This window comes from Staphylococcus devriesei, from assembly GCF_002902625.1.
Lineage (GTDB): Bacteria > Bacillota > Bacilli > Staphylococcales > Staphylococcaceae > Staphylococcus > Staphylococcus devriesei.
On record NZ_PPRG01000050.1, the window covers coordinates 42,240 to 62,872 of the forward strand.

The window sequence follows — 20,633 nt, forward strand, 5'->3', positions numbered from 1 at the left end:
CGCCGCACACCCAAATAAGTTATTATTATTTTTTCTTACGTCCACGAACGATAAGTTTATCTGATGATTTTTTACCGCGACGTGTTTTCTTACCAAGAGTTGGTTTACCCCATGGAGACATTGGAGAAGGTCTACCGATTGGAGCACGTCCTTCACCACCACCGTGTGGGTGATCGTTAGGGTTCATTACAGAACCACGAACTGTTGGACGGATACCTTTCCATCTAGAACGTCCGGCTTTACCAACGTTAACTAATTCATGTTGTAAGTTACCTACTTGACCGATTGTAGCACGGCAAGTTGATAAAATCATACGAACTTCACCAGAACGTAATCTGATTAATACGTATTTACCTTCTTTACCAAGTACTTGTGAACTTGCACCCGCTGAACGAGCTAATTGTCCACCTTTACCAGGTTTTAATTCGATATTGTGAATTACAGTACCAACTGGAATGTTTTGTAATGGTAATGCGTTACCAACTTTGATATCTGCATCTACACCACTTTCAACTGTTTGGCCTACTTGTAATCCTTTTGGTGCGATAATGTAGCGTTTTTCACCGTCTGCATATACTAATAATGCGATGTTTGCTGAACGGTTTGGATCATATTGAATTGAATCAACTTTAGCAGTGATTCCATCTTTATTACGTTTGAAATCGATAACACGGTATTGACGTTTATGTCCTCCACCATGATGACGAACAGTCAATTTACCTTGGTTGTTACGACCCGCTTTTTTCGGTAGCGGTTGTAATAATGACTTTTCAGGCGTTGTTTTCGTAATTTCTGCGAAATCCAAAGTAGTCATATTACGACGACCATTTGTAATTGGCTTATACTTTTTAAGAGCCATTGTCGCTTACCTCCTTAATGGTAATTTTATTTTATTTTTTAGTTGAATAAGTCGATTGAACCTTCTTTAAGTTTAACAATCGCTTTTCTTCTTTTGTTTGTATAGCCTTGGTAACGGCCCATACGTTTTTTCTTAGGTTTGTAGTTGATGATGTTAACATTTTCAACTTTAACGTCAAAAATTTCTTCAACCGCAATTTTAACTTGTGTTTTATTAGCACGAGTATCTACGTCAAAAGTGTATTTATCTTCAGCCATAGCTTCAGAAGATTTTTCAGTGATTACGGGGCGCTTAAGAACATCTCTTGCTTCCATTATCCGAGCACCTCCTCAACTTTTTTCGCAGCTGATTCAGTAATAATAACACTGTCAGCGCTAGTGATATCTAACACATTTAAGCCTTGAGCAGTACTTACTTGTACACCAGGGATGTTACGTGCTGATAATTCAACATTTACATCTTCGTTTTCAGTAACTACTAATACTTTTTTAGGTTGTTCAAGTGTAGTTAATACGTTTTTGAATTCTTTTGTTTTTGGAGCATCAAAACCAAAAGCGTCAACAACTGTAAAACTATTTTCTTGAACTTTGAAAGATAATGCAGAACGTAATGCTAAACGACGCATTTTCTTAGGCATTTTATATGCATAGCTTCTTGGTGTTGGTCCGAATACGATACCACCACCACGCCATTGTGGAGCACGGATAGTACCTTGACGCGCACGTCCTGTACCTTTTTGTCTCCATGGTTTACGTCCGCCACCACGTACAGCTGAACGATTTTTAACTGCGTGAGTTCCTTGGCGTAATGAAGCACGTTGTAAATTAATTGCTTCAAAAAGAACACTGTTATTTGGTTCAATAGCGAATACTGAATCGCTTAATTCAACAGAACCTGATTTAGATCCGTCTACTTTTAATACATCATAATTAGCCATTATGCTTTTTCCTCCTTTCGCTACTTATTATTTATTACCTTTTTTAATTGAAGTTTGGATTTCTACGAAACCTTTTTTAGGTCCAGGTACATTACCTTTTACTAAAATAACATTGTTATCTGTATCAACTTGAACTACTTCTAAGTTTTGAACAGTAACTGTGTTACCACCCATACGTCCAGGCATTTTTTGACCTTTAAATACTCTAGAAGCATCTGAAGCCATACCTACTGAACCTGGCGCTCTATGGAAATGAGAACCGTGGGCCATTGGTCCGCGTGCTTGGCCATGACGTTTAATCGCACCTTGGAAACCTTTACCTTTTGAAGTTCCTGTTACATCAATGATGTCTCCAGCTTCAAAAGTATCTACTGAGACTTCTTGACCTACTTCGTATTCATCAACGTTAACGTTTCTGAATTCACGAATGAAGCGCTTAGGTGTTGCGCCAGCCTTTTTAGCGTGACCTTCTGCTGGTTTGTTAGCATATTTATTTGATTTAGCATCTTTTTTATATGCTTTTTTATCATCAAAACCTACTTGGATAGCATTATAGCCATCAACTTCTTCAGTTTTCTTTTGTAATACTACGTTTTGACTTGCTTCTACTACTGTAACTGGGATTAATTCACCGTTTTCTCCGAATACTTGTGTCATCCCAATTTTTCTTCCTAAGATTCCTTTGGTCATCGAAAGTCCACCTCCTAAAATTTTCTATTATAATTTAATTTCGATGTCTACACCAGATGGTAAGTTTAAGCCCATTAAAGCATCAACTGTTTTTGGTGTTGGGTTAACAATATCGATTAAACGTTTATGTGTACGTTGTTCGAATTGTTCACGTGAATCTTTGTACTTATGAACCGCACGGATAATTGTATAAACTGATTTTTCAGTTGGTAACGGAATTGGTCCAGAAACATCTGCACCAGAACGTTTAGCAGTTTCAACAATTTTCTCTGCTGATTGATCAATTACACGGTGATCATAAGCTTTTAATCTGATTCTGATTTTTTGTTTTGCCATAATTTTCCCTCCTTATTCGTCTACATTTAAGTGATAGACTTCTCCACGAAAACTATCTTACACAGCGCCATGGCAAAGCGGCCGGGTGTGTCAGTAACCTTTCGCTTCATCGCTTTCTTCAAGTCCAACATTAGATATGTTACATGAAAAACATTGATAAATCAAGGTTTTTCTATAACTTTTTCTGTTCTTGTCTAACACATACTTTAGTATTTTACTGGAAATACTTTGGTACTTCAACCATTTTAAGTAAATTTTTTCCCTTTTTTTATTTTTCTATTATAATAGAAGTATGTCGTAACAGTAATTTAAACCATTATTATATATTTAATAGTAGATTGAGTATGGATAAGTTACTTTGTACAATTAATTAACACAAGTTAGACTTTTTATTTTAATAAAGCTTTCGGAGGCGAATATATTTTGAAAAAAAGCGTCAAATTGACATTAGCAATTATGAGTTTCTTTTTATTAGCTACAGAATTTTTCTATGGTATTCCATTTATAGGTGGGAGCGTCGTCTTAAGTTTTGCATGGCAGCCATTATTACTAAATGCACTACTCTATTTAATAGTAGGAATTATTTTACTCGTTGATAGTCAAAATACGATTAAACCTATGGCAGTCATTCCATTAATAGGCGTAATCGGTTCGTTTATTGCGTTTATTCCTGTAGTTGGAATGTTTACGCATTGGGTATTGTTCTTCTTGATGGTATTCTTCGTGTTTATTGTCTTAAGTGCACCAACATATCTTCCTAATAGAGATGCTAAAGTGGTGTATACACAATATAAAGATGAAGACCGTTACCACCGCTAATCATTGTTTTATATAAAAAGTAAAAAAGAACTGCGTATTCTAAATTTAGAATACGCAGTTCTTTTTATGTTTAGCCGTGTACGAAAACAAAGTACAAGATAAATAAAACCATTAAGAAATACATAATAGGATGTACATCTTTATGTTTTTTAGTAATTAACATTGTAATTGGATAGAAGATAAATCCACAAGCGATACCTGTAGCAATTGAATATGATAGAGGCATCATAATAATAGTAATAAATGAAGGTACAGCTACTTCGAATTTTTTCCAATCAATTTCTGCAAAGTTTGCTGCCATTAATATACCTACTACTACTAAAGCTGGTGTAGTAACGGCGCTTGTCACTATCTCGATAAGTGGACTAAAGAACAAAGCAAGTAAGAAACAGAATCCTGTTACTATACTAGCAAATCCGGTACGCGCTCCAACTGCTACACCTGACGTTGATTCTATGTAAGAAGTAGTGGTTGTCGTACCAAATACAGCACCTACAATCGTTGCAAGAGAATCTGCAAATAATGCTCTACCTGCTCTAGGTAATTTGTTATCTTTCATCATACCAGCTTGAGTAGCTACTGCTACTAGTGTTCCTGCTGTATCAAAAAAGTCGATAAAGAAGAATGTTAAAATAACAATTAAAAATTGTATTGTAAATAATTGAGCTGGGTCTTTAAATGCTTCAAATGCTGCGCCAAACGTTGGCGTAATGCTAGGAATTTTTCCTACGATACCTGATGGCGTATGAATCAGACCAGTAATCATACCTACAATTGCAGTAATTATCATACCGATGAAGATTGAACCTGGCACTTTTCGTGCATAAAGAATGATTGTAATAACAATACCAAATATAGCCAATAATACTGGGCCGTCAGTCAAATGGCCTAGTGTAACTAAAGTAGAATCATTCTTAACGATAATTCCGGCACTCTGCAATCCTACGAATGTAATGAACAAACCTATACCTGCTGATACAGCCATCTTCATTTGATAAGGGATTGCATTAATGATGGTTTCCCTCAAACCGGTAGCGGTTAATATCGCGAAGAATATTCCTGAGAATAGCACACCTGTTAAGCCAATTTGCCATGGAATCCCCATGGTTAACACTACAGTAAATGCGAAGAATGCATTTAATCCCATTCCTGGCGCTAAAGCAATAGGGTATTTAGCGATAAGTCCCATGAATAAAGAGCCTACAAATGCTGCTAAAGCTGTCGCTACAAATATAGCACCTTGATCCATTTTCATATCACCAGAAACGCCTTTGACGCCTGCTAAACTTAAAACTTGAGGGTTAACAGCTAAAATATAAGCCATTGATAGAAAAGTAGTGATACCACCGATAATCTCTTTCTTATAGTTTGTACCATACTTATCGAATTGAAAGTATTTTTTCACGGCTTTAAACTCCTTTGTTTGAAATACTTTAATATTTTAATATTACTTTTAAAAAAATACAATAGTAAAAAACGAACTTTTATATAAAAATATGGAATTTAGTTCGATTTTAACTAAAGTTTTAAGTTTTTAAGTGCATCTTTAAACGGATTATTATCGAGCGTTTCTTTATTTTTCATATATTTATTCATTTCTTTTTTAGAAATCTTGCCACTAGTTTTATTTTTAAATCTTTTATCCATTTGTTCTTGCGTCTCGGTATGTCCACAGGTACAACGATATACTGCATCCTTGCCTCTTCCGAACAATGTCATTTTCTTTTTACAGTTCGGGCAACGTGCATTAGTTTTACGCTGAACATTCTTTTTAGTTTTACATGCCGGATCTTGGCATACTAACATTTGCCCATTTTTAGTTTTAACTTTAATCATAAATTTGCCACAAGTTGGACATTCCGTAGTAGTTAAATTATCATGTTTATATTTTTGTTCACTATTCTTGATATTATTAACAATCGTAGTTGTAAATTCTTTCATTTCATTAATGAAACGTTGACGATTGTATTTACCCTTTTCAATAAGAAGTAGTTTTTCTTCCCATTCTGCCGTCAATAAAGGAGAAGTTAACTCTTGAGGAGCTAAATCTAGTATTTGCTTACCTTTAGTGGTCACCTTAATTTTGCCATCTCGAGACTCTATCGCATTGATGTTAAATAGCTTTTCAATAATATCAGCTCTTGTAGCTACCGTTCCTATACCACCTGTTTGTTTTAAGGTATACGCGTGTTTCTTATCTTTTAATGAAATATAATTTTGCGGATTCTCCATCGCTTTTAATAACGAGCCTTCATTAAAATATTCAGGTGGTGTAGTTTCGTGTTCGCTCACTTTGGTATGTTGAATGGTATAGGTTTCCCCTTTTTCAAAATGAATTTCCATTACCGCTTCATCTTTTTTAGACTTTAATGCCTTAAATCCTAGATGATGTGTAATTTTTTCATTTAAAATAAAGCTATATTTACCTACTTTCAAATCTACTTTAATAGCGTTAAATTCATATGGCTGCATTAATGTTTCTAAAAATCTTTCAGCTACCATTTGATAGATTTTAAATTCTCTATTACTTAAATTTTGCATATCTGGACGTACTTCAGTAGGAATAATGGCATGATGATCTGAAACTTTATTATTATTGAACATACGCATCTTAGATGAATATGATTGACTTATTAACGGGCGCACATGTTCCTTATATTCGGTAGCTAACAACGCTTGTAATCGTTCTTTAATTGTATCCACCATATCATCTGTTAAATAATTAGAATCTGTTCGTGGATACGTTAGAATTTTATGACGTTCGTATAAAGTTTGAATAGTATTCAACGTTTCTTTCGGACCCATTTTATAACGTTGATAAGCTTCTTGTTGTAAATCAGTTAAATTATATAAAGGCTTTGGATAGTTTTTCTTATTCTTAGAATCAACGTAGTTAATTATGCCCTTGCCATTTTTAACTTCACTAGCGATATTTTCGATTTCATCTTTCGTCATATAACGCTTGTCCGTTTTGAGTTGGAATGTTAATCCTTTAATATCTATGGATAAAGTATAATATTTTTGAGGTTTAAAGTGATTAATTTCTTGTTGTCTAGCATTAACGAGTTGTATTGTAGGTGTTTGTACTCTACCTAATGATAGTTGTGCATCATATTTTGTCGTTAGCGCACGGGTAGCATTAATACCTACTATCCAATCCGCTTCACTTCGTGCTAATGCGGCTTCATATAAATGATTATAAGCACGACCGTCTTTTAGTTGCTTAAAGCCTTGTTGAATTGCTTTCTTAGTAACGGAGCTAACCCATAATCGCTTAATCGGTTTTTTATTCTTAACTTTGTCTAAGATAAGACGCGCAACAAGTTCCCCTTCCCTACCTGCATCTGTCGCAATTACGATATCTTTAACTTCGTTTTTTAAAATTAAGGATTTTACTATTTTGAATTATTTACTTGTTTTTCCAATGACGATAGTTTGCATTTTATTAGGAATAATAGGTAAATCTTCAAGTTTCCATTCTTTAAATGATTTGTCATAATGTTCCGGTTGAGCGTTTGTAACTAAATGACCTAACGCCCAAGTTACAATATAACGCTCATTTTCAATATATCCGTTACGTTTACCTTTTATATTTAAAGCTTCAGCAATGTCTCGTGCAACTGAAGTTTTTTCAGCTAAAATTAATGTTTTCATACTACTTTCCTTTCGCAATAACTATATTTAAAGACGTGCAATCATCCGATACTAACAATTGTAACATGATAGACAATAATCCAAACTTTCAATTACATTTAAATACCAATATAATTAATGTAATAGATTGATATTGAACTGGAGGTGCGCTATGAACATCGTTAAAGTAAGTGACCTAAATCAAATTGTCTCATTTATTCAAACGTCTTCTAATGAATTTGCGTCTTATATATATAAACTATCTATCCCTCAAGAGGACGTTGAGCTTCTATTAACTTCTACACTTAAGTTTCCTGGAGTATTTTGCCTATTAGAAGATAATGAAATCAAAAGTCTACTGACCGCTATTAAATATGACGACAACAAATTTAAAGTGGTTGGACCCTATGTTGGTGAAAATTTCAATTTCAAATTAGAGCATTTCGATGATTTATTTACTGCTTTACGTAAGTCCTTACCTAATGAAACTATATTTAACTTCTCTTACGACGAATGTTCTCAAGATTCTAAAACGCTTATGAAACATCTTGGAGCCAACTATAATTTTACCGATTATTATTTAAATGCGTATTCAACTTTAAATAAATCAGGATCTGAGCAAAATATTATTGAATATCAACCTGTTTTTCAACGTCCATTTAGTAGGCTACACGAACAAACTTTCAAACATAATGTATTAACGCCACGTCAAATTGTCGAATCGTTAGATAATAATAATCGATTATTTCTATTTGTAAGTGAAGGATTACTTAAAGGATATTTATATTTACAAGTCAGTCCGACTCAATCAATAGGAGAAATACGCTACTTTAGTTCTCATAGTGACTACAGGTTAAAGGGTATTGCCTTTGATTTGCTATCTTTCGCCATTAATTTTGCATTTAATCATTATAGTCTTAATAAGGTTTATTTTAAAATTCGTAGTAAAAACGCTACACTAGTGGAACGCTTCAATGAACTGGGATTTGAAATCGAAACGGAATTTAAGAAATATAAGTTTGAAGCGCTACATGCTCGACTTTAATATTTACTCAATTTAATTAAATATTGCTAATCAGAGTCATAGGGACTTGAGACAATCATCATTTATGCTTTAGAGATTAATTAACAGAGCTCTAAAAGCAAGATGTTGTCCTAACCTCTAGACTCTTTTATTTTATTAAAAATAAACATGTAATGAGCAATTACGTTTTAACTTATGATTATTTCCGATAAAATACATCACGGGTGTTAGAAGAAAGGAAAGCACTTTAAGTAATTAAATAAGGAGAGTGAAATTAAATGCAATTCGTAGATATTTTAATAGCGTTATTACCTGCTCTATTTTGGGGTAGTGTTGTTTTAATTAATGTGTTCGTAGGTGGTGGACCGTATAACCAGATTAGAGGTACGACACTAGGGGCACTTATCGTCGGTATCGTTTTACTATTAATGGGTCGAGCTGAATTTGATAACTTAACGGTTATTATTGTAGGTTTAATTTCCGGTGCATTATGGGCATTTGGCCAAGGTAACCAGTTACGTTCGATTAATTTAATTGGTGTATCTAAAACAATGCCTATTTCTACAGGTATGCAACTAGTAGGTACAACTTTATTTAGTGCCATTTTCTTAGGAGAATGGAGTACTGGTGTGCAAGTAACTATGGGTATTATAGCAATGATTCTCTTAGTCACTGGTATTGCACTTACTTCATTACGCGCTAAAAATGAAGGTACATCTAATGATCCAGAATTCAAAAAAGCGATGTTAATTTTAATTATTTCTACGGTCGGCTATGTTGGTTATGTAGTTATCGGGGATATCTTTGGTGTAAGTGGTACAGACGCTTTATTCTTCCAATCAGTCGGCATGGCAATTGGTGGTTTCTTACTATCAATGAAACATGAAACAAACATCAAATCTACTGCTTTAAACTTGATTCCTGGTGTGGTATGGGCAATTGGTAACTTGTTTATGTTCTACTCTCAACCAAAAGTTGGTGTAGCAACTAGTTTCTCACTTTCACAATTACTTGTTATCGTCTCAACACTTGGTGGTATCTTCCTATTAGGCGAAAAGAAAGACAAACGCCAAATGGTTGGTATATGGTCAGGTATTGTATTAATTATTGTCGCTGCATTTATTTTAGGTAATTTAAAATAATCTAATAACACTAAGGAGGAGTCATAATGTTTCCCGAATTAGAAAATAAAGTAGTCGTCATTACTGGCGCTGGTAGTGGTATAGGTAAATCATTTGCCGAAAACTTTGGAAAAGCTAAGTCAAAGGTAGTTTTAAACTATCACTCTGATAAACATTTAGATGAAATTGATGAAATAAAAACTACAATTACTAACGCTGGAGGACAAGCTATTGCTGTTCAAGGTGATGTTGCCGTTGAAGCAGATGTGAAAAACTTAGTTCAATCTGCTGTAAAAGAATTTGGCACATTAGATATCATGATTAATAATGCTGGTTTTGAAAAGCCAATTCCTACTCATGAAATGTCGATAGATGAATGGCAAAAGGTCATTGATATTAATTTGACTGGTGCTTTTATCGGTTCACGTGAAGCGGTGAATCAGTTTTTAAAAGAAGATAAAAAAGGCGTTATTATTAATACTTCAAGTGTGCATGATAAAATTCCTTGGCCAAACTATGTTAATTATGCTGCAAGTAAAGGTGGCTTAAAATTAATGATGGAAACTATGTCAATGGAATATGCACAATATGGTATTCGCATTAATAACATCTCACCAGGTGCAATTGTTACTGAACACACAAGAGAAAAATTCTCGGATCCGCAAACACGAGATGAGACAATTGAAATGATCCCTGCTAGAGAAATTGGTGAAGCGCAAGATGTTTCTAATGTAGCTTTATTCTTAGCTTCCGATTTAGCAAGCTATATCCACGGCACTACTATTTATGTTGATGGTGGTATGACTAACTATCCGGCATTTATGGGTGGTAAAGGATAAAGGTTGGCACAAATGGTTTGAGGATTTAGGACATCATATATTGGTTTCCTAGAGCATAAGTTATTAGTGCTTCAATCTTATGTAAAAAGCATTAATTATTCCAATATTTATATATAAAATAGGCTAGAACATTTATAGATGAAAATGTTCTAGCCTTTATTTTAGCAATAAATGTTTATCATGAATAGACGCTCAACTTCTACATCATTCAGTCCTCCATTATGTCATCATGCTAAAGATAAATATGCATTTAATATTAGATAAATATTGCTTGATATACATATAAGATAACGATACTAATTACAATGGATAAATTTGTCACCATACCTATTAAAGGTAATGTCTTGTATTTAAATTGGATGGAGTATGGAATAATAGCTACCCCTACAGGTAATAACCAAGTAATTAATAATGTAGTTTTAATCATATCATCCGAAACTGGTAAGAAATAATGAACTAACAATCCTGCAATTAGTCCTATACCATAATGGGCAACTAAATATTTGATTGCAATCGGTAAGAAGTGACGTTCAATTTTAAAGCTTAACATGACACCAAGAAGTATCATGGACAATGGCATATTAGCCTTAGAAATGATAGTGAAGAAATCAATTGAAACTCTAGGAAGATGAATATTAGACATGTTAAGAATAAACATCACAATGTAAGTAACTAGAGGAACAGATGTTATTAATTTTTTTCCTAAAAATTTAAAATTAAATTGGTCTCCTCCCTCACTAAAATAACTTCCTACAAAATAAGTCACGCCAAACATAATCACTGCGCCGCCTATATCAGCCATTCCGAAATATATCATACCGTTTTTCGGCCAAATTGCATCTACTAAAGGATAAGCAAACAAGCCAATGTTAAGTGCCGCTGTCATCATTCCTACTGAACCTTTAATATGGTTATCATATTTTCTAAATAGCCACACAACAATTATCTTTGAAAAGATCCCGTAAATAATCATCATTACAGGTAAGATTGAAAAAGAAAAGTCTAATTCTGCACTATTTAAATTAACGATAACTAAAGAAGGTAACGTGACATTTAAAACAAGCGTTGATAATACTTGACTGTCTGTTGCTTTTAGAAAGTTAATTCGTTTTAAGAAGTACCCTAATACAATTAAGAGGATAATCATTACGAATTGCTCTGTCACAAATATCCCTTCTTTCTTACGTTTACTTTATTATTACAGTTAAATACTGTAACACAACTTCTACAAATTTTAGAAGTGTCTTGTTTCATGCTATAATTCTAGTGATTAATATATAAGATAAAGGAGTTAGACTAACTATGGACTTAGAATCTCAATTAGCCGAACTGAAATATGATTATACACGTCTACAAAATGACCTCGAAAAACGTGAATCATTAAATCAAGATATTGATCCTTTATTACAACAACTAGAGAACATAGAGAAAGAAACCTCAGAGGTTCGTTCAAAATTACGTCAGAACTAGCATGTTACTTTGTCTAGTCATCAAACTAACAACATGCTATTATTAGTCATAGTAGAAAGGATGTCATCTGGTGAAACTTTACCTAATATTATTACCCGTATTATATCTTTTTGTTAGCTACATAAGTATTTTTAAAATGAACTCAATTTTCACTCGTATATTACGAATTATTATGGGAGTTTTACTGCTATTTGTAGTAGCAATCACGACATTACAATTTCCAGCTGAAAATTGGTGGGTCTTCATCGTTTTATTACTTTTAGTAGGTAACGTTGAGGTTACTGCGTTTAAATCATTAAAAAATGATTATAAAGGTGTTTCAATTTTAAACATCTTATCGATTATATTATTTATTATCTATATTATTTTAACTTTCGTAATGTATTAACTATCTATATAGTTAGTTCGAATTATATTGAGAAATAATTCTCATAACATAAAAGCACCGATTGGAAGGATGAAGTCCCTCTAATCGGTGCTTTTCTATATCATAATTAAATTTCATTTCTAACACAACAGTGTAGATATGACCGCTTTACGCTAATTAAACACAGTCATATCTCAATTTACATAAGATTACTTACGCATTATTTTATTTTTTAACGTGAATAATATTTCATAAATCACTGGTACCACTATTAGAGTAAGAATAGTTGAAGATATTAATCCTCCAATTACAGTAGCAGCCATACCTTTCGAAATTAAGATTGAGCTGTCTTGTCCAAATAGTAATGGTAGTAAAGCACCTATCGTGGCAATAGCAGTCATTAGAATTGGTCTAATACGTGTACCACCCGCTTCTAACAATGCTTCTTTCATAGTCATTCCTTGTTGCTCATTTGTAATTACCCTATCGATGAGTACGATGGCATTGGTTACTACCAGACCAATCAGCATAAGCATACCTATTAAGCTAGGAACAGAAATGGTTTCACCCGTAATAAGTAATGCAAAGACTACCCCAATAACTGTAAATGGTAGTGAGAATAGAATAGTGAATGGCGCTAGGCCACCTCTAAATGTAATGACTAATACTAGATAAACAATCACGATAGCCACTAACATCGCAAACGCTAATTGATTCATCGCTTGATTAATATCATCTGTAGCGCCTCCAACTTTAACTTTTACATTATTAGGCTTATCGATTTTATCTATTTCGTTCATTACCTTTCTTGACGTGCCACCTACATCAGAAGCAGTGACCTTGCCTGAAATCGTTGTAGCGTGGTCACCATCTTCTTGAACTAACTTACTTGGTGTGGTAGTACGTTCAAGTTTCGCTATATCTTTTAATTTCACTGTTTCACCAGAAGGAGATTTTAATTCAATATTATTTAATTTATCTTGAGACCAATCAGTCTGTTTATTTTGTTTTACTTTCACATCTATTTTATTACCATTTTCTTTAACTGTGGTAATCGTTTTTTCAGGTAAGTTTTCATTAAGATTTAAAGCTAATTGACTAGCAGAAATACCTTTATCTGTCGCTTTATTTTGATCAACTTTAATTTCATATTGATCATATGTTTGTGATAAATCAGATTTCACATTTGCTAATCCGTCAATAGACTTCATCTTATCTTCTATTTTAGCTACAGTACCTTTAATATCTTTAGTTGAAGGTCCTTTAACCGTTACTTCAATAGAGTCATTTCCCATGCCTGTGCCCATGTTTTGATTCTTCCATTCACCTGGATCTTTCATCTTAGATAAATGAGAAATAACTTTATCTGGTTCTTCATCAAAGTTAGGCGTGTTTTTATCATATTCCACCATAATCGCCATGCTATTAGTACTGCCTGTTGGGTCCGCTGGTGATGGTCCACCTACAGAGTATTGGACTGTTTTAACTTTCCCTTTACTTTGAAGATATTGTTGTGCTTTTTCTGCATGATCGAGCACTGCTTTTTCAGTTTCGCCCGGCTTAGGCGTATAAGTGAGTGCTAAGAATTTGTCATCACCTGTTGAAATAAAGCTTGTACCTAATTTGGTAGCACCTAATCCAATACTTCCAATTAATATGACTAAACTTATAATTAACACAATCCATTTATGGTTAAGCGACCATCCTAATACTTTACGATATCCACTACTTACTTTACCAGTGTGGTTTTCATGCTTGTCATTAGCATGTTGCTTCGTTTTAATTCCTTTTTTAAAAAAGGTAGAAGCTAAAGCTGGCACGACGGTAATAGATACGAGAAGCGATGCTAATAAACTAAAGGTAATCGCTAACGCAAATGGTCTAAACATTTCGCCTACCGAACCTGAAACAAAGGCGAGTGGTAGGAATACAATAATAGTCACAATAGTTGAAGATAAAATAGGTTTAAATACTTCTCTCGTAGCACTTATAACTAAGGGATCGCCTTTCAGTTGTTCATGCGGATCAGATAAACGACGATATATATTTTCTACTACTACAATCGAGTCATCAATCACACGTCCAATCGCAATGGTTAATGCACCTAACGTTAAAATATTTAACGAAACATCGCTTAATTTTAATGCAATAAGTGCGATTAATATAGAAAGTGGAATTGAAACCACTGATATAGCTGTCGTTCTAATATTTCTTAGGAATAATAGTATAACGATGATAGCTACAATAGTACCTAAGGCAGCTTTTTCAACCATTGTATAAAGTGAGTCTTCAATTGGTTTCGCTGTATCCATTGTCTTAGTAGCTTTAATATCACTATTATTTTTAACAAATTCATCTATTTTCTTTTGAACGTCGCGTGCAACTTGTACTGTATTTGCATCTTGCGCTTTCATAATTTGAACGTTTACCGCATCTTTGCCGTTCGTTTTAGAAATAGATTCACGTTCGTCGCCAACGCTAACTTTAGCTAAATCACTTAAAGGAACGCTTGGTATCTCACCACTTGAAGTTTGAGTAGCTGGCTTTCTTTGAGACTGACTGCTACTAGATGTTGAAGCTTCATCACCAGTACTGCTCATGCTTTCAGTACCACTATCGTCTCCACCAGATTGACCTTGTCCACTAATATTTAGAGGGATTTCTAAATCTTTTAGTGCGTCTACTGATTTAAATTGCCCATCGACTACGATTGATTTTTCATTTTCTCCAAATTGGAATAGTCCAAGCGGTGTTTCACGAGTGGCTGTTTTTATGTAATTTTCAACATCGTCCGCCGTTAATCCCGCTTCATCTAACTTACTTTGTTTAAATTTCAATGTTACTTGACGTGTTGTTTGTCCGTTAAGTTGGGCGTTTTGGACGCCATCAATAGTTTGTAATTTAGGAATTAATTGGCTATTAATTTCCTTCGTTGTTGTTTTTAAATTATCATTTTTATTAGTAAATGAATATGCAGCTATTGGAAAAGCATCCATAGAATTACGCGTTAATTCTGGTTCACTTACTCCATCTTTAAAGTCTAACTTATCAATTTCTTTTTTAAGTACTTCTTCTGCTTTATCCATGTCTGTATCATTATTATATTCAACAGTGACGATGGATGCATTTTGTATTGATTGTGTCTTAACGCTCTCTACATAGGCTAAAGAACGGACTTGATTATCAATTTTCGAACTAATTTCATCTTGGGTCGTTTGAGGCGTAGCCCCGGGCATTGTAGTTTGAACAGAAATTACAGGATTCTCTACATCTGGTAATAATTCAAGTTTTAACTTTGCGCCTGAATATACGCCCCCTAAAATAACCAACACTATCATCAAAAAGATAGCAAACTTATTACCAAGAGAAAACTGTAGCATTTTTTTGATCATTCCTTCACTTCCTTTAACTCAAATTATCAATCGCTATATTACTTTTATTGCCCACTATTTTGTCTCAAACAATATGTTGTGTGTTTCTAAAAAAACTGAACGCTACAATAATTGTAGAATCGTTCAGATTATAAGGCTTATTTATAAATTTCTCTATTTGCGTTTCAACTTACGAGAAATTTTAATTTTAGCTTTAGTTAAGCGTGGTTTAACTTGTTCGATTAATTGATAAAGCGGTTGATTTAATACGTAATCAAATTCACCAATTTTCTCGCTTAAGTAAGTCCCCCATACTTTTTTAAATGCCCATAGACCATAATGCTCAGTACCTTTTTCAGGATTATTATCTGTACCACCAAAGTCATATGATGTGGCACCATGCTCACGTGCATATTTCATCATTGCAAATTGCATATGATGGTTAGGTAGGAAGTTACGATACTCATTTGAAGATGCTCCATATAAATAATATGATTTTTTACCAGCAAACATGAGTAAAGCACCTGATAAATAAACACCTTCTGGATGTTTTTCTTCTAAGGTAACCATTTCCTCTTTCAATTCACTTGTTTTAGAAATTTTATTCTCTAAATCTTTTAGTTTGTTAGCTGTTTTCTTATCATTTTTCTTTTCAAGTTTCTCTTGTAATTGCGTTTTTTCTTGTTGTTGTTCTTCAAGTTCTTGATTTAATTGTTTTAATACAGGTTTTGGTTCTAATTTAACTAAGAAGAGTTCAGCGTCACCATCTTCATGAAGGGCATCATAAATATTTTCAAAGTAACTTATATCTCTTGTTAAGAAACCATCTCGTTCACCTGTAATTTTCATTAATTCTGCAAAAGTTTTTAGTCCTTCTCTATTTGAACGTTCTACTTTTGTACCGCGTTTAAGCGCTAATCTCACTTTAGAACGATTACGGCGTTCATAGCTTTCAAAGATTTCATCATCTGTTTTGTCAATTGGTGTAATCATTGTCATACGTGGCTGAATATAATCTTTAGACAGGCCTTCTTTAAACCCTTTATGTTTAAACCCTAGCGCTTTAAGGTTTTTAAGTGCTTCAATTCCTTTATCCACTTCAACATCTGGATCAATTTTAATAGCATATGCTTTTTCTGCTTTAGCAACTTTTTTAGTTTCTTCTAATAGCTTGTCTAGTGCAGCTTTATTACTATAATCTGTTACAAATCCACGAGATACATAGCATAACGTAAATGGTAACTTAGGTACTTTTTTAAATAATAATTGAGCTACACCTTTAATTTCACCATTTTCTCCAACTGCGACGCGCTTTGAATACCATCCAGTTAAGCGTTTTGTTTCTGCCCATTTTGTCAGCTGCAGTAAATCGCCATTCGGATGAGTTTTTACAAATGCATCATGTTCTTGATTAGTGATATTCATCTTTTCCATGCTATAAAAAAACTCCTTTATCTTTACATTAATTACAATTATACAATCTACCTGAGTAGGTGTCGACAAACACGACACGTAAGTTCAAATTCCTTTAATATATATGCAAATTTGTTATACTTAATGGTCTTAATAAAAATCGTAATTCACATTTTCATTTTATTTAAAAGAGGTTTTTATTCTTGAGAAATATTATTCTAGCTATATTTATCATATGCAATTTAATCGCTATCATCTTAACGCTTAGCCAACCACTTACTATCGCCTTTTTTAGTTTGCGAGTTATGTTTGTCGCGTTGAGCTTCGCATTAACAATCTTCTTCCTTCTATTAAAAACGACTAGACTGTCAACAATATTAAGCTTCATCTCCTTAGCCCTAGTTATTATTCACATTGCTTTAATAGCCCATAGCACATACGTATACCTCTACTAATTATTACTCTTCAGGTTCGAAGCGATACTTTGCCCCTTTTATATTGATTGAATAAGGGGCAGTGGCTTCCTTATCTTTGAAGATAACAGTACGATATCCAGAATGTTGACCATCTTGTATGCGGTATATGATGTTATCATCGGTTAATCGTAAATCTGTATAATTGTCTCCCTCATCAATAATGCTCATTTTAAACCAAGTTTGCCATTTAGCTAATGTCTTAGCACGTTTCGAACTATCAATAATAACCTTATCGATTTTAAATTGCTTTTGGAAAAGAGGTTCCAATTTTTTATTGCGTTATATTTCACTGTCTTCCCATTGAATAAAGAATGGTGGTTTAACCATATAATCTGGATCAGCAATGTATAATAATTTCCATTTAACTTTATCACCTTTTTTGTTTTCTCGATGCATTTCAACTGGGCCAATGGTCTCCACGTGGTGCTCTTCTAGTGATTGTTTAATCGCTTCAATATCAGATGTTCTAAATGCCATTGTTTTAAAACCTTGTTTAAAGTTATCTTGCACAATTTTAGTTGCGAAAGCGACACGGCCCTCTTCAGTTTTTGCCTCTTTCTTTAATTTTTCACTATCTTCTACATCTAATAATTCTATATAATTTTCATTTATAAAAGATAAACGATTAAACGTCCCGAATTTATGATGTTTTCCTCCAGAAGATAATTTTAAAATCTCCCCAGGATATTTAAAATTCTTAAGGTTATCTACGTAGTGAATAATATGATCAAATCTTAATTCCATTAATAATAAACCCCTTCTTATATATATATTTCTACTTATCTATATCTTATCAAACCTCTTACTAGATTATTCAATTGAATTCTACTATTGCATTTTAGCCGTATAAGTCATATACTAATTTTTGTCATCAAAACTAGTTAGCAAAGCTAACTTTTAATGAGGAGTTACTTTATGCTTACAAATGAATTTTTTAATAGTTTTATTGGAATTTATCGTCCCTACATTAAACGCACACAATTTATATTAGATAAATTTGAACTTCATCCTGGCCAATGGTTAGTACTAAGAGATATCGCAAATACTGGCCCTACAACTTTAGTACATATTTCTAAACGTCGATTTATTGAAAAGCCTACTGCCCGTAAAATTATTAAAATTTTAGCTGAAAAAGACCTTTTAGTTATAACTCCTGGTCAAGATAAACGTGAAAAGCTTTTAACTTTATCTGACAAAGGACAAAAATTATTTGAAGATGTTAACCAACACATTATTCCTGTGCAAAAAGCACTTATTGAAAATTCTGGTCTTACGATGAAGGAATTAGAAAATGTGATTTCTACCATGAATAAACTTCATCATACGTTGGCTAAGGAGGAAGATGAATGAATCAAACGGAAAATTTAAAACAACCTATATTTACCAAGAGTTTTACAGTTAACTTTACTATAAACTTCTTTGTTTATTTATGTATGTATTTATTACTTGTTATTATTGCCGATTATAGTAAAACGGCTTTCCATGCTTCGGATAGTTTAGCTGGTTTAGTAGTTGGCTTATTTATTGTGGGTTCGTTGCTCGGTCGTTTTGGGACGGGGAAATACGTTAATAAGTTTGGCCCTAAGAAAATTCTTATCGCTGGTCTTATCTTTTTAATTATTACTCAATTACTTTATTTTATACCTGGATCAGTTACGTTCTTAATGGTTATACGATTACTAAATGGTATAGCTACTGCAATTGCTACTACAGCTACTGGAACTATTGCAGCACATGTCACACCCGTAGAACGTAAAAGTGAAGGAATAAGCTTATTCTCTTTAAGTTTAGTTTTAGGCACTGCTATTGGTCCGTTCTTTGGTATTCTGCTATTGAAATCTTTTTCAATCAATTTACTGTTTATCATCTGTGTCATATTAGGAATTCTAAGTTTAATTATTTCTTTATTTATAAATATAGATTTTAACCCTTCTACTAATAAAACTGATGAAAAAGTAGCAAAAGCTTCTGGATTTAATATTCATAGCTTTATTGCAAAAGAAGCTGTACCTGTAGCTATCGTAATGATGATTATTGGTTTAAATTATGCTTCAATTTTAACGTTTTTAAAATCTTTTGCAGAACAACGTGATTTAGTAGAGGCATCAAGTTATTTCTTTATTTGTTATGCTGTGGCTTCACTAATCACTCGTCCTATCGCAGGCCGTCTTATTGATGCACGTAGTGAAAATGTGGTCGTTTATCCCGCATTTATTGCCTTAATCATTACATTTATTTTACTTGTCTTGAGTCACAGTAGCTGGATATTACTACTTTCAGGTGTCTTCTTAGGTATAGGATATGGTAATTTATCTTCTTCTATGCAAGCTATTGCAATTAAAGTCTCACCATCTAGTAAATACGGTATTGCGACCTCCACATACTTTATCGGCCTTGATATAGGTATTGGCTTTGGCCCTTCTCTACTAGGTTTATTTACTGGTATGATTTCATACACACAAGTATATTTAATTATGGCTATTGTAGCAGCCTTATGTACATTGCTATATTTCTTAATACATGGGCGTAAAGTACAACCGAACACATAATAAGTTAAATAAAATAAAATATAGGTATATAAAAGCAGGCTTAGAGACAATTCGTAATTGAATCATCTCTAAGCCTATATTTTGAAATAAATCTTTCAAATTACTCATTTATTTCGTATTAATTCGCAATACTAATTGCTTCAATTTCACTTTTCATTTTATCTAATAATTGTTTTTGTGCGACATTGTAGAAGTAAAATACTTGACGTTCATCAGTTTCAGAACGTATTTTTGAAATCAATTCTTTTTTATAAATTTTACGGATGATAACATCGATTTTACTTGTATCCCATAACATTTCAAAATGTAATGTATCACGTAATTCTTTACCACTGATTTTCTTGCCTTCATAAACTTTGAATAGAACTACAAATTCTTCAATAGAAATTTTGTAAGATGATTTTAACCAGTGTTTCAATTGACTTAATTCTCTTTCAGCTTCAATAAATCTTTGTACTTTATTATCCATAATATTAACCCTCCAATGTTGATTCTTAGATGTAGTATTTGATTTATACGTTAAAATTACTTAATGAAATTATATAACAGAAGCACAATTTAATCTATTAAAAAATTTTATTTTATCTCAGATTATTATTTAATCTGCCTCATTATTTTCATAAAATGGCCTCCTTTTATATATTCGTATACTTAAACCATAGTTTTTACCAAGAAATTTAGGCTTAATGAATTAATATCTACCTTATAATCTGTCTCTTATACACATCT

19 protein-coding genes and 2 pseudogenes are annotated in these 20,633 nt (G+C 33.1%); 9 read left to right on the plus strand and 12 right to left on the minus strand.

Annotated elements, in window-relative coordinates; all coding sequences use genetic code 11:
- Positions 1 to 25: 25 nt before the first annotated feature.
- From rplB to rpsJ, 5 genes are read right to left on the minus strand one after another with little or no spacing between them, the layout of a single operon-like run.
- The gene (gene rplB / locus CD147_RS08310) at positions 26 to 859 is read right to left on the minus strand and encodes a 50S ribosomal protein L2 (RefSeq protein WP_103166935.1); all 834 of its coding nucleotides are present in this window, start codon (positions 857 to 859) and stop codon (positions 26 to 28) included.
- A 38-nt stretch (positions 860 to 897) separates the two neighbouring features.
- Positions 898 to 1,173 carry a 50S ribosomal protein L23 gene (gene rplW, locus CD147_RS08315; RefSeq protein ID WP_103166936.1) on the minus strand — a complete coding sequence of 92 codons (276 nt, stop codon included), beginning with the start codon at positions 1,171 to 1,173 and terminating at the stop codon, positions 898 to 900.
- Complete coding sequence (gene rplD, locus CD147_RS08320; RefSeq protein WP_103166937.1) at positions 1,173 to 1,796, minus strand: 50S ribosomal protein L4; 624 nt, start codon at positions 1,794 to 1,796, stop codon at positions 1,173 to 1,175. The genes rplW and rplD overlap by 1 nt, the downstream gene beginning before the upstream one ends.
- Before the next feature lie 27 nt (positions 1,797 to 1,823).
- The gene (gene rplC / locus CD147_RS08325) at positions 1,824 to 2,486 is read right to left on the minus strand and encodes a 50S ribosomal protein L3 (protein ID WP_103166938.1); all 663 of its coding nucleotides are present in this window, start codon (positions 2,484 to 2,486) and stop codon (positions 1,824 to 1,826) included.
- Between the two features lie 27 nt (positions 2,487 to 2,513).
- Complete coding sequence (gene rpsJ, locus CD147_RS08330; RefSeq protein ID WP_001118667.1) at positions 2,514 to 2,822, minus strand: 30S ribosomal protein S10; 309 nt, start codon at positions 2,820 to 2,822, stop codon at positions 2,514 to 2,516.
- Between the two features lie 423 nt (positions 2,823 to 3,245).
- Between rpsJ and CD147_RS08335 the strand changes: the two genes are divergently transcribed.
- A complete protein-coding gene (locus tag CD147_RS08335; RefSeq protein WP_103166939.1) occupies positions 3,246 to 3,641 on the plus strand; it encodes a hypothetical protein in 396 nt (131 codons plus the stop codon).
- 70 nt (positions 3,642 to 3,711) lie between these two features.
- Here CD147_RS08335 and CD147_RS08340 read toward each other — a convergent pair whose 3' ends face one another.
- A complete protein-coding gene (locus CD147_RS08340; protein WP_103166940.1) occupies positions 3,712 to 5,046 on the minus strand; it encodes an NCS2 family permease in 1,335 nt (444 codons plus the stop codon).
- A gap of 113 nt (positions 5,047 to 5,159) precedes the next feature.
- Positions 5,160 to 7,295, minus strand: a pseudogene (locus CD147_RS08345) (DNA topoisomerase III).
- A 151-nt stretch (positions 7,296 to 7,446) separates the two neighbouring features.
- Between CD147_RS08345 and CD147_RS08350 the strand changes: the two are divergent.
- The 3 genes from CD147_RS08350 (at position 7,447) to CD147_RS08360 (ending at position 10,258) form a co-directional block, all read left to right on the plus strand.
- On the plus strand, positions 7,447 to 8,319 hold the full coding sequence (locus CD147_RS08350; protein ID WP_103166941.1) for a GNAT family N-acetyltransferase: 873 nt from the start codon (positions 7,447 to 7,449) through the stop codon (positions 8,317 to 8,319).
- Positions 8,320 to 8,576: 257 nt separating this feature from the next.
- Positions 8,577 to 9,440: a GRP family sugar transporter gene (locus CD147_RS08355; RefSeq protein WP_103166942.1), complete on the plus strand. Its 864-nt coding sequence runs from the start codon at positions 8,577 to 8,579 to the stop codon at positions 9,438 to 9,440.
- A gap of 26 nt (positions 9,441 to 9,466) precedes the next feature.
- Positions 9,467 to 10,258, plus strand: a complete 792-nt coding sequence (locus CD147_RS08360; protein ID WP_103166943.1) for a glucose 1-dehydrogenase — start codon at positions 9,467 to 9,469, stop codon at positions 10,256 to 10,258.
- Positions 10,259 to 10,514: 256 nt separating this feature from the next.
- On the opposite strand, the gene CD147_RS08365 is transcribed toward CD147_RS08360, so the two are convergent.
- Positions 10,515 to 11,423, minus strand: a complete 909-nt coding sequence (locus CD147_RS08365) for an AEC family transporter (protein WP_103166944.1) — start codon at positions 11,421 to 11,423, stop codon at positions 10,515 to 10,517.
- A gap of 137 nt (positions 11,424 to 11,560) precedes the next feature.
- Between CD147_RS08365 and CD147_RS08370 the strand changes: the two genes are divergently transcribed.
- On the plus strand, positions 11,561 to 11,728 hold the full coding sequence (locus CD147_RS08370) for an SE1832 family protein (RefSeq protein ID WP_103166945.1): 168 nt from the start codon (positions 11,561 to 11,563) through the stop codon (positions 11,726 to 11,728).
- Between the two features lie 70 nt (positions 11,729 to 11,798).
- Positions 11,799 to 12,116 carry a membrane stabilizing protein MspA gene (gene mspA, locus CD147_RS08375; RefSeq protein WP_103166946.1) on the plus strand — a complete coding sequence of 106 codons (318 nt, stop codon included), beginning with the start codon at positions 11,799 to 11,801 and terminating at the stop codon, positions 12,114 to 12,116.
- Between the two features lie 188 nt (positions 12,117 to 12,304).
- Here the strand turns inward: mspA and CD147_RS08380 are convergent, their stop codons facing one another.
- Positions 12,305 to 15,487, minus strand: a complete 3,183-nt coding sequence (locus tag CD147_RS08380) for an efflux RND transporter permease subunit (RefSeq protein ID WP_103166947.1) — start codon at positions 15,485 to 15,487, stop codon at positions 12,305 to 12,307.
- A 153-nt stretch (positions 15,488 to 15,640) separates the two neighbouring features.
- Complete coding sequence (locus CD147_RS08385; RefSeq protein WP_103166948.1) at positions 15,641 to 16,900, minus strand: lipid II:glycine glycyltransferase FemX; 1,260 nt, start codon at positions 16,898 to 16,900, stop codon at positions 15,641 to 15,643.
- A gap of 182 nt (positions 16,901 to 17,082) precedes the next feature.
- Between CD147_RS08385 and CD147_RS12495 the strand changes: the two genes are divergently transcribed.
- Positions 17,083 to 17,334, plus strand: a complete 252-nt coding sequence (locus CD147_RS12495) for a hypothetical protein (protein ID WP_103166949.1) — start codon at positions 17,083 to 17,085, stop codon at positions 17,332 to 17,334.
- Between the two features lie 3 nt (positions 17,335 to 17,337).
- Here the strand turns inward: CD147_RS12495 and CD147_RS08395 are convergent.
- Positions 17,338 to 18,099: pseudogene (locus CD147_RS08395) on the minus strand (VOC family protein).
- A 171-nt stretch (positions 18,100 to 18,270) separates the two neighbouring features.
- Here CD147_RS08395 and CD147_RS08400 point away from each other — a divergent pair.
- Together CD147_RS08400 and CD147_RS08405 are read left to right on the plus strand one after the other, a co-directional pair.
- Positions 18,271 to 18,705 carry a MarR family winged helix-turn-helix transcriptional regulator gene (locus CD147_RS08400; RefSeq protein ID WP_103166950.1) on the plus strand — a complete coding sequence of 145 codons (435 nt, stop codon included), beginning with the start codon at positions 18,271 to 18,273 and terminating at the stop codon, positions 18,703 to 18,705.
- Entirely contained in the window at positions 18,702 to 19,904 is a 1,203-nt protein-coding gene (locus tag CD147_RS08405) for an MFS transporter (RefSeq protein ID WP_103166951.1), read from the plus strand. Before CD147_RS08400 ends, CD147_RS08405 begins: the two co-directional genes overlap by 4 nt.
- 118 nt (positions 19,905 to 20,022) lie before the next feature.
- Here CD147_RS08405 and CD147_RS08410 read toward each other — a convergent pair whose 3' ends face one another.
- Positions 20,023 to 20,373 (minus strand): transcriptional regulator, SarA/Rot family, encoded by a 351-nt coding sequence (locus tag CD147_RS08410; RefSeq protein ID WP_103166952.1) that lies wholly within the window; start codon positions 20,371 to 20,373, stop codon positions 20,023 to 20,025.
- Between the last annotated feature and the right edge of the window lie 260 nt (positions 20,374 to 20,633).

Bases quoted from the DNA above. Each gene is read 5' to 3' on its own strand.
- rplC (WP_103166938.1), bottom strand. From the start codon at position 2,486: ATGACCAAAGGAATCTTAGGAAGAAAAATTGGGATGACACAAGTATTC.
- rplD (WP_103166937.1), bottom strand. From the start codon at position 1,796: ATGGCTAATTATGATGTATTAAAAGTAGACGGATCTAAATCAGGTTCT.
- CD147_RS08355 (WP_103166942.1), top strand. From the start codon at position 8,577: ATGCAATTCGTAGATATTTTAATAGCGTTATTACCTGCTCTATTTTGG.
- CD147_RS08350 (WP_103166941.1), top strand. From the start codon at position 7,447: ATGAACATCGTTAAAGTAAGTGACCTAAATCAAATTGTCTCATTTATT.
- rpsJ (WP_001118667.1), bottom strand. From the start codon at position 2,822: ATGGCAAAACAAAAAATCAGAATCAGATTAAAAGCTTATGATCACCGT.
- rplW (WP_103166936.1), bottom strand. From the start codon at position 1,173: ATGGAAGCAAGAGATGTTCTTAAGCGCCCCGTAATCACTGAAAAATCT.
- CD147_RS08360 (WP_103166943.1), top strand. From the start codon at position 9,467: ATGTTTCCCGAATTAGAAAATAAAGTAGTCGTCATTACTGGCGCTGGT.
- CD147_RS08370 (WP_103166945.1), top strand. From the start codon at position 11,561: ATGGACTTAGAATCTCAATTAGCCGAACTGAAATATGATTATACACGT.
- CD147_RS08410 (WP_103166952.1), bottom strand. From the start codon at position 20,373: ATGGATAATAAAGTACAAAGATTTATTGAAGCTGAAAGAGAATTAAGT.
- rplB (WP_103166935.1), bottom strand. From the start codon at position 859: ATGGCTCTTAAAAAGTATAAGCCAATTACAAATGGTCGTCGTAATATG.
- CD147_RS08400 (WP_103166950.1), top strand. From the start codon at position 18,271: ATGCTTACAAATGAATTTTTTAATAGTTTTATTGGAATTTATCGTCCC.
- CD147_RS08405 (WP_103166951.1), top strand. From the start codon at position 18,702: ATGAATCAAACGGAAAATTTAAAACAACCTATATTTACCAAGAGTTTT.
- CD147_RS08385 (WP_103166948.1), bottom strand. From the start codon at position 16,900: ATGGAAAAGATGAATATCACTAATCAAGAACATGATGCATTTGTAAAA.
- CD147_RS08380 (WP_103166947.1), bottom strand. From the start codon at position 15,487: ATGATCAAAAAAATGCTACAGTTTTCTCTTGGTAATAAGTTTGCTATC.